The 809-nt window shown below is 36.7% G+C and carries 1 protein-coding gene; it reads left to right on the forward strand.

What is annotated here, in order from left to right:
- The coding region (locus AC3G7N_RS20785) for a helix-turn-helix transcriptional regulator (RefSeq protein WP_489424064.1) at nucleotides 1–805 on the forward strand (805 nt) is incomplete at its 5' end.
- Nucleotides 806–809: the final 4 nt, after the last annotated feature.

An 809-nucleotide genomic window follows, 5' to 3' on the forward strand; every position in this document is an offset into this window, starting at 1 on the left:
AATTGTAAGGAACAAGGGGAAGTTTGGCAAGATTTATTATAGCCACCAGGCAAGACTTTTTGAAACCTACCAATTACGGCTGATGGTTGATGCTATTCTGTCGGCTCGCTTTATTACTACAAATGAAAAGAAAAAGCTAATTAATAAAATGAAACAGCTGACAAGTAAACATATTGGAAAAACATTACCTGAACCAATTATGTTCGGGTTGACTAAGAACATGGACTATGAATTAGTGAAGCTAAACATTGATTGCGTTCACCGTGCAATTTCTGAAGGAAAGGCTTTAACTTATAAATATGGCAAATACAATGTTGAAAAAGAATTTGAGTTCCACCGGGATGGAGACAGGTATTATGTGGAACCATATGCATTGATTTGGCAAAATGATTTTTATTATTTGATTGGTTACTTTGCGGGAACACAGGAAATCCGCCATTATCGACTGGACCGGATACGTGAAATTGAAATAAGTGAACAGACCTTTGTGAAAAATAACGACTTCCATCTTCAGGAGTACATAAACCAGAGCTTTCACATGTTTGCCGGAGAAGAAATTTGGATAAAAGTACAATTTCATGCCGACCTGGTCAATGTTGTTTTGGATCGCTTTGGTAAAGAAGCTGATATCAAAAAAATTGATGGTGACCACTTTGTACTTACCACAAAAGCAAAGTTATCAAGTGGGCTAATTAATTGGATCTTAACCTGGGGGAACCAGGCAAAAGTACTATCCCCGGATTATTTGGTTGATCAGGTTAAAGAAAAAATTAAACAAATGCAGGAGGTATACGCGGAGCAATAATATT

This window comes from Virgibacillus carmonensis (genome assembly GCF_057836705.1).